Source organism: Photobacterium sp. GB-56 (genome assembly GCF_003026105.1).
Lineage (GTDB): Bacteria > Pseudomonadota > Gammaproteobacteria > Enterobacterales > Vibrionaceae > Photobacterium.
The window spans coordinates 373358-381764 of record NZ_PYNW01000005.1 but is presented as its reverse complement, the minus strand read 5'-3'; the positions used below and the strand labels follow the sequence as shown (position 1 = coordinate 381764).

At 36.2% G+C, this 8407-nt stretch carries 6 protein-coding genes and 1 pseudogene; 4 read left to right on the top strand and 3 right to left on the bottom strand.

Annotated features, from left to right (window positions below; genetic code table 11):
* Nucleotides 1-264: 264 nt before the first annotated feature.
* Nucleotides 265-537, top strand: a pseudogene (locus C9J42_RS09995) (helix-turn-helix domain-containing protein); the annotation flags it as partial.
* A 132-nt stretch (nucleotides 538-669) separates the two neighbouring features.
* Here C9J42_RS09995 and C9J42_RS09990 read toward each other — a convergent pair.
* On the bottom strand, nucleotides 670-2778 hold the full coding sequence (locus C9J42_RS09990; RefSeq protein WP_233220739.1) for an FUSC family membrane protein: 2109 nt from the start codon (nucleotides 2776-2778) through the stop codon (nucleotides 670-672).
* Nucleotides 2779-3265: 487 nt separating this feature from the next.
* On the opposite strand from C9J42_RS09990, the gene C9J42_RS09985 reads away from it, so the two are divergent.
* Nucleotides 3266-4894: a methyl-accepting chemotaxis protein gene (locus C9J42_RS09985; RefSeq protein ID WP_107247004.1), complete on the top strand. Its 1629-nt coding sequence runs from the start codon at nucleotides 3266-3268 to the stop codon at nucleotides 4892-4894.
* Nucleotides 4895-4991: 97 nt separating this feature from the next.
* Here the strand turns inward: C9J42_RS09985 and C9J42_RS09980 are convergent, their stop codons facing one another.
* Nucleotides 4992-5918, bottom strand: a complete 927-nt coding sequence (locus C9J42_RS09980) for a LysR family transcriptional regulator (RefSeq protein ID WP_107247006.1) — start codon at nucleotides 5916-5918, stop codon at nucleotides 4992-4994.
* Nucleotides 5919-6192: 274 nt separating this feature from the next.
* Here C9J42_RS09980 and C9J42_RS09975 point away from each other — a divergent pair, with 274 nt between their 5' ends.
* Together C9J42_RS09975 and C9J42_RS09970 are read left to right on the top strand one after the other, a co-directional pair.
* Nucleotides 6193-6927, top strand: coding sequence for a beta-ketoacyl-ACP reductase (locus C9J42_RS09975; protein WP_107247007.1), 735 nt, complete (start codon nucleotides 6193-6195; stop codon nucleotides 6925-6927).
* Between the two features lie 299 nt (nucleotides 6928-7226).
* Complete coding sequence (locus C9J42_RS09970; RefSeq protein WP_107261266.1) at nucleotides 7227-7463, top strand: hypothetical protein; 237 nt, start codon at nucleotides 7227-7229, stop codon at nucleotides 7461-7463.
* Nucleotides 7464-7468: 5 nt separating this feature from the next.
* Here the strand turns inward: C9J42_RS09970 and C9J42_RS09965 are convergent, their stop codons facing one another.
* Entirely contained in the window at nucleotides 7469-8269 is an 801-nt protein-coding gene (locus C9J42_RS09965; protein WP_107247010.1) for a TOBE domain-containing protein, read from the bottom strand.
* Nucleotides 8270-8407: the final 138 nt, after the last annotated feature.

The following is an 8407-nucleotide window of genomic DNA, read 5'->3' as shown; positions in this document are numbered from 1 at the left end:
TCGCTGCTTTGTAAGTTGCTGGGTGCCAATCGGTGCCTTAGTGGAGGCTTGAGCCGTATGCAGTGAAAGTTGCACGTACGGTTCTTAGAGGGACGGCACTTGGTAACAAGTGTCGTCTACTCGACAACAACGAGCTAGCTATCATGGCTAGCTCAGTGTGATCACCAAGCGACTTTGTCATTACGCTAACTACCAAGGTAATATGTCGGGACTGAATTAGCTTATCTTTTAAAGTAATTAATTAGACTTTAGAAGGAGCTAAGGATGTTCTACATGGATGCTAAATCTCAATTCACTGTTGATATCATTAGCAAAGTTATTGAGGGTAAAATTACCATCAATAGTGCTACTCAATTGCTGCAAAAATCACGAAGAACCGTTGAGCGTTACTTGCGTCGTTATCGCAAAGAAGGGATTCGATGTGTTATTCATGGCAACACTGGCCGTGCTCCAATTAATAAAACGCCTGATTCACTCAAAAAAGAGGTTCAGCGCTTCATCCAAAAGAAGTATTACGATTTTAATCTTCAGCATGTGAGAGTAAAGGTCATGATTAAAAAGTTGCAAAAGTAACGGACGTATGATTTTTTGATATTATTAGCAATAAGCAGGTTTCTCTAATATAAGAGATAAGAAAAAGCCCGATAATAATTATCGGGCTTTCTAGAGTTAAATATTATTAACTTTGATTGCAGATGTAAATAAGTCCACTTCTTTTGCTAATAACTGCAGTAACGTATGGTTATCAAGTTTGTATATTTCATTTTCAATATAGATGAAAGACTGATAAATCAATTTCTCTTGTTTTGATATGTGCTTAAATAGTTCTGTGTGGTTTTGCGATTTCTTAAGTGTTTTATCTAGCTCTGTTAGAGATGCAATTACACTATCTAGATCACTATCAATGGTAGAATCCAGTGACAAAGACTGCTTGTTTTCATTCAGTTGGGTCAATATACGCAAGATAATATTAGAGCTGCGACTGCATAATAAAATATGCTCGCCTGTTTGTGACTTTCTATGCGGTTCACCTAAATAGCCCATCCAATGATCAAACAGATTGGTATCGTTAACCACGCAATCTTGGTAGTGACGTTGTAATTGAGTAGCCGTACTATCTGATTTATCTGCTACGTACATTTTTAAAGAGACCAGATAATCAATATAGCCTGTTGTTGTTGCCGTTAACTGAGTAGGGAATAATTTCTTATTCCAACCAGGTGATAAGATAAATACAAATAATAAAGGTAAGAAAACACCCAGAACAGTGCTGTCTAGGCGAGGTAAAAGAATATTATCGCCTTGTCCGTTAAGAGAGAAGCCTGCGAATACAAACAAAGTCACGCAGAATACCGCAAAGCCGTAATGACGTGCAGAGGTATGGAAAAAAAGTATTACAGCGATACAAAAGATGAACGGCAGGATGCTTGACGATACTTGGAAGTGCAGTAATGCAACAACAACCAATAAACCACAAATTGTACCGGTTAATCGTTGAAGTAGTCGTGTCCATGTCATTGATAAATTCGGACGTAATACCAACAAACTAGTCATAAGAGTCCAAAAACCAAAGTCTAAGTTTAATGTTCGAACAATAATTAATCCCGTCGCTAAACTTAATGTTCCCCGAAGGGCATGTCGAAAATAACTCGATTTTAACGTAATTTGACTGGTTAACTTAGAGGCTAACTCTCGCCATTTCCATGACACAACAATTGGCTTGATAATGCTGGAGCTTAATGTTTGGCTTGTTTGTTGGTTCAACTGCTGAAGTGTTAAGTAGATAATATCCAGTTTATTAATATATGAAAGCGCAGCCAGTGCTTCCTCTTTTATGTTCTCTTGTATTGTATATTGGCGTAACTCTTCAAAGTCGATACTTGGAACGTTTATACGATGAACATTATCGACAGTCACTTGCTCTAAATATTGACTTATTTTTAACGTTGCTTGGTGAATCTTATCTAACCATTCAGGACATGTTTGTTGGAGATTTGAAGTTGGAATGAAATAAAGTAAACGTGTTTGTTCGTTAATACGCTCAGCAACTTTTAAGAAACGATAAATATCTTGCAGTTTTGCGCTGTCTTCACCAGCAGTAAATTGCTGGTGAATTCGACCTTCTAAGGTGTGAGATAAGCCCGCAATTTGGGATCGTAATTGCGCCGATTTAATAAACAACTCATTTTTGTCGGAAGAAAAAATAAAGCCGTGATCGTGAGTGATAAGCTTTTTAGCAATCGCTTGATACAAATCAGACAGGATATCTTTGGATTCTTGGTTCGGAAGAAAGTAGATGGCTAACGCTTGCCAAAAAATGTACCACAAAGCGCCACAGGTTAACCACAAAGGAACAAGCCAAATAGGTCGACCATCTAAATGCAGTAACATAGCGTATATAGCGAGTAATATGGAGGCAAAACCGATAGCCCCTAGCCTTGGGCTTAAAACAGCCAACATAAATAAGCTAAAACTGACAACCGTTAAGCTAATAACAAATAAGACTGAATGTGGGAAAACAGCTTCAGTTCCTAGGCTGATAAGAAAGAAAACAGGAATAGCGATACAAAAATCAAGAATGCGATATTTTGTCACACTAGACGTATCAGCAAAGCCACAGCTAATACTACCCAGAGAAAATGCAATCCCCATGGTTACATGACCCATAAGGAACAAAGGTACTGAGCAAGTAATGAAGCTAAATGCAGCGATGTTGGTTCTAAAGTTGAGCAAAGTCCGTAAAGTAGGGTAACGGAGAAGTACGTTGTATAAATTCATAGTGTATTAAATATCGTCGTTTGTGCGATTTGCTTTGTTAATCATAATCTCTTTTTAAAAAGAGTGAAGGCTTTATTGGTATACACTGGTGTTTTTTAGGTATTTAGTTTGGTTGGTTATTCCCTAAATGTGAGTAAATATTTCTACATCAAGTAAAAAATGCTGGATGAAATGTAGTAAATTAAGATTAATATACTGTGTGTAATGTGAATGAAGATTTAATATCTGATATTGCTCAAATATCACATCGATTAATAAAATAAATAATTATTTAAAGCATGATTGTTTATTTTTTTAAATAATGAATAAATAACATGCATAAGATTGAATAAATAAAGAATGAAAATTAACCGTATGATTTCACTTGATTTTTAGTAATTCATTATTTTTTATAAATATATCAATAAAATTATTGATATATTTATTTAATACTGTTTATGATGCGAGAAATAAAAAACGAATACAAACAACATGGAGATAGTTGTTAATGTTTTTACTTAAGGATATATCAATAAAGCTGCAGTTAGTTATTCCTGTTATATTTATGGCTGTTTTATTATTTATTGGACTAATGCTAGGGCGAAATAACCTTATAGAAAGTGTTGATAAAATGAACGCAACAACACAATTAGTTGTTGAAGCTAAAGATAGTACCGCGAGTTTAATTAGCAATAGTTACGCAATGAGAGTAAGTGCAATTTATGCGCTTTATGATAAAGATTTATTATCACGGTTATCCAAGTCTCTTGATAGTAGCGAGTTAAGTAACAAAAATGCGATTGCAAAATTGCAAAAAATACCTGAAATAAACCAAGAATTAGAAGCATTTCGAACATTAATGATCAGCTATATTAGCTTTAGCCGAGACACAATGTTAGAAGTGCTTGATCTTAGGCATTCCGGTCAAATAACCGACTCTGAATATCAAAAATATATTGTTAAATATCGCCAATTAGGTGATGACATGATTTCAGCAATTGATGCGTTGGATAAGCGTGTAAATTTAACCGCAGATGCTTATATTACCCAGCAAAAGAAAGAGCACGGACAAACAATAAATGCGATTGGTTATGAATTTATCATTACATTGATAATCGCTATTATTATTTGTTTAGTCATTGGTTCAATGATTGTTAAGCCAATTACTGATTTGCAACGTGCAATGCAGAAAATAGCTGATGGTAACTTGAAAGATGAAATCACCGTTGACGGCTCTAATGAAGTGGGTGAATTGGCACGTAATTTAAATCGCATGATTGTTAAATTGCGTTCAACTGTGGCGGTATTAAATGATGTTGGTCGTAATGTCGCAGCCTCATCGACTGAATTATCAATTGTGATGAAAGATTCTGAGACTCACGCAAATAACCAAGTGATTGAGATTGAGCAAGTGGTAACAGCAATCGATCAATTAACAACAACGGCACAAGAAGTTACTCAAGCTGCACAAAAATCTGATGAAAATTCAAAAAGTGCCAGTGAGTTGGCTAATAAGAGCCTTGATTTGTTCTCTAACAACCAACAAGCAAATGAAGAAATGGCTGAATCATTAGTGGAGGCCGCTGATGTTGTTGCGCAACTAAAAGTACAATCGGCGCAAATTAGCCAAGTTATTGACTCGATACAAGGCATCTCAGAACAGACTAATCTATTGGCACTTAATGCTGCGATAGAAGCCGCACGCGCAGGAGAAAGTGGTCGCGGTTTTGCCGTGGTGGCTGATGAAGTTCGTCAGTTAGCAGCAAGAACACAAGCATCAACAAAAGAAACACAGCAGATTATAGAGCGTCTGCAAGAGCAATCGACCTCAGCAAATGAGCGTATGCAATCTGCAATTGATACATTAGAAAGCAATAAATTAGTTGCTTTTAAAGCAAATGAAGCGCTAGAGGGCATCACTGCGGCTATTTCAATGAATAGTGATATGAATACCCATGTTTCAACCGCTTCTGAAGAGCAGTTACAAGTCACAATGGATATCAGTAATAGTATTGAGAATATTCATCATATCATTCGACAAAATGCATCAGGTTTAAGCCAGTGTACGGTTGCAAGTGAAGAGTTATCTGATCTTGCTGAAAAGCAAAGCGAACAGTTGAAATACTTTAGGTGTTAACGATTGATAATCAGTTATAAATAACCGTTTTTCTTGAAGCCTTACTGTGTGTATACATTTGATGATAAATCAATATGTAGCATACGCTGTAAGGCTTCTAGTTTTGTTTAGGGCTTTGACGCTCGAGGTTAAGTTCTTTTACACGTTGTAATAGATAATCTTTGAAATTAGCGCATCGCACTGGCATATATTTTCTTGGTTTATAATACAAACTCAGTTCAAATTCGCTACTAACATAATTGTTTAATACCGTGACTAACCGATCTTCTTGAAGATCGTGTTTAATCAAACTGTAAGGCAGGTAAGCAATCCCTCCACCGGCTAGGGCGATATTTTTTAAAATTTCACTGTCGTCTACTTCTACCGATCTAGGTATTTGAACAGAGTTATATTCACCATGTTGTTCAAAGATCCACTTGTTTCCACCGACTAATGTTGTTGCAAATAGGCACAAATGCTTTTTTAGATCATGGGGTATTATTGGCTCTCCATAGCGTTGAATATAACTTGGCGAACAACAGGCTTTTAACGGTTCACTGAAAAGAGAACGTTTAACCAGTAAACTGTCTTTGTTTTGAAAACCGCGGTAAGTTGCATTTGCTCGAATGGCAAAATCGACATCGTGGACATTATCCACTTCAAACGCTGTTTCGATCACAACAAAATTAATAGTAGGGTTATTACTGATATATTCACCAATAATTTTACTCAAAAAATGCTTAGCAAACAAAGGGGTACTAGCAATTTTTATTGTACCAATATCATCATTGCCTAAATTTTGTATTTCATTAATGGCATCGGTTATTTGATTATTGATGTGGCTAAATTGTTTAAATAGTAATCTGCCAGCTTGTGTTGGTGTGATTTTTCGCGTGGTACGTTTAACAAGGCTAACTCCCATGTTTTCTTCAAGCTCTGTGAGCCAGCGACTACCAGCAGACGGTGATATACCATATTGTTTTGCAGCATCAGTCACTGAATTGCAGCGTACGACATGAAGAAAAAAAACAATTTTGTCTAACATTCGCATTCCTTGCATTATTAATAACGTTCCGGAGTATCAAATGTAAATAGTAACGTTATAGTTTATGATTTAAAGCTATCTTCACGGTAATTGTGTCTTTTTCTTATATGTGGAACGTTATTTGATTATTTGCAAGAGTGAATTGCTTTAATGCAACTGCACGCTGAGGACAGGTTACCTATTATTAAGTTAAGCCGTAAAGATTAGAGCTTATGTATTGGGTGTAATAATAAGTATATAGAGTAAATATGTCTTTTTAAGAGGGGTAGTAAAAATGCTAACGGATAAGGTTTGCCTTGTAACTGGTGGTGCTCAAGGTATTGGTCGCTGTATTGTCGAAACCTTTGCTAACCAAGGCGCAAAGCATGTATATGTTTGTGATATGAATTTTGGCGCCATGGCCGATTTAGAGCAACAATTTCCTAATGTAACTGCACTTGAATTAAATGTATGCGATAGAGCTAATGTATCAGAGACGATCACAAAAATCGCACAACAGTATGGAACCATTGATGTATTAGTGAATAACGCAGGTATCACACGGGATAACTTAATTGAAAATATGTCCGAGAATGATTGGGATCTTGTCATTGATGTCAATTTGAAAGGTGTATTTAACATGACACAAGTCGTTGCTCCGTTAATGATGGCTTCTGGTTCGGGTTCTATTATCACAATGTCATCGGTGGTTGGTACAGACGGTAATATTGGTCAAACCAACTATGCAGCGACAAAAGCTGGCGTGATTGCAATGACAAAATCATGGTCAAAAGAGTTTGCACGTAAAGGGGCAAAAGTACGTGCTAATTGTGTTGCGCCTGGTTTTATTGAAACACCAATGACAGTCGATTTACCTGAAAAAGTGATTGATTATATGGTGTCTAAAACGCCGCTAAAACGTATGGGGCTGGCGCAAGATATTGCAAATGGTGTGCTATTTTTAGCGAGTGATAATTCAAGCTTCATTACTGGTCAAACATTGAAAATCGATGGTGGGCTAGTGATATAGAGGCAATACATAATTCATCTTCCTACCTCATTTAGACGAGGGAGTATTTTGCCTTGTTGCAATGTGTTTCTGGAACGAGAAAAGCGTAGAATATGCATTACTAAATAGACATCAAAACAAGATGGATTGAATTTTGAACAATTACTGCGATTGAATAAACATCACTATTGCTGGAATAGTGATGTTTTTACACTTAATTGTCAGAGTTGTGTGAAATATTAGGGTTTTGCTAATATTTTCAATGCTTTCCACTTGAAAAGCATTAAACTGCGTCGACTTATGCTTTTAGGATTGATGTCGTGGTCACCTTTTTTATACAAAATATAAGTGTTGAGAGTGTAGTGCTATTACTTCTAGCTGTTATTTTATTGTTTTATTCAATGCAGAAAGAAAATATTTGGTTAAGCCGTTTAGCGCTTATATTAATGGTTTGTGGTGGGGCGGCCTTGATCAATAAACAATACCAAGAGTATCAGTCTTTTTCTGATCAATTAAATATAAAGCATGATCACAGTGGCTTTGTTGATATTCCATAAACCTGTTAGCACATTGTTGCGATAGTGACTTGATTTGACTTAAATAGGGCATAAATAGACATACCGATACGAAGGTTTTCTTCTATTAGATCTAGATTGTCTACTAATGCACAGACGGTAATATCATCATTTAATGCGATAGTAACTTCGGTTGATTTCGTATCTTGCTGAATTGACGTTATCGTGCCTAATAATTGGTTATCAAAACGATCACGTTTTCCGTGGATCATATTTTCTTCACTACAAACTGTAATCGCTGGGCCTTTAATCAGAGCGACGACATCTTTGTTTTTTTCCAATTGAAGTTTTACCGTACTGCCATGGGTGATCGTGGCATAGATATTATGGGTGTCGGTAAGTGTAATCGTAACGCGATCATGCAAGCTATGACGTTCGATAGAACTAATGTGCCCAAAGAATTGATTTCTCGCACTTGTCTGTAATGAAAAACGAGACATGATACCCAACAAACTATCTAATGGCGCGCTTTCATCATTTAAGGCTTTTAAGCCCATATCTTGAATTTGATTTAGCAGTTCATACATTTGGACTAAACGTAAACCAAATCGCGTGAGCTCCGCGCCACCGCCACCTTTACCGCCTTTTTCACTTGTTACAAGTGCAGAGCCAGCAAGAATATTCATATCCTTAACGGCATCAAAAGCGGCTTTATAACTAATACCTGCAAGTTTTGCTCCTTTGCTTATCGAACCTGTTTGGTGGATGGCATTGAGTAGAGCAATACGACGAGGATTGGCGAAAATCTTATTTTCAATAAGAAGAGTAGAGATGGCAGTAAGGTTCATAACAGTAATTTGATCTTATATTTTTTTCTATCTTAGCGCAGTTTACCCTGTAGGTATAATTTAAATATATAAGTAACCTTTTGTATTTATTATGGTATTACTGTTTTAACTAAAGTAAAGTTATTGAATAATCAAAAG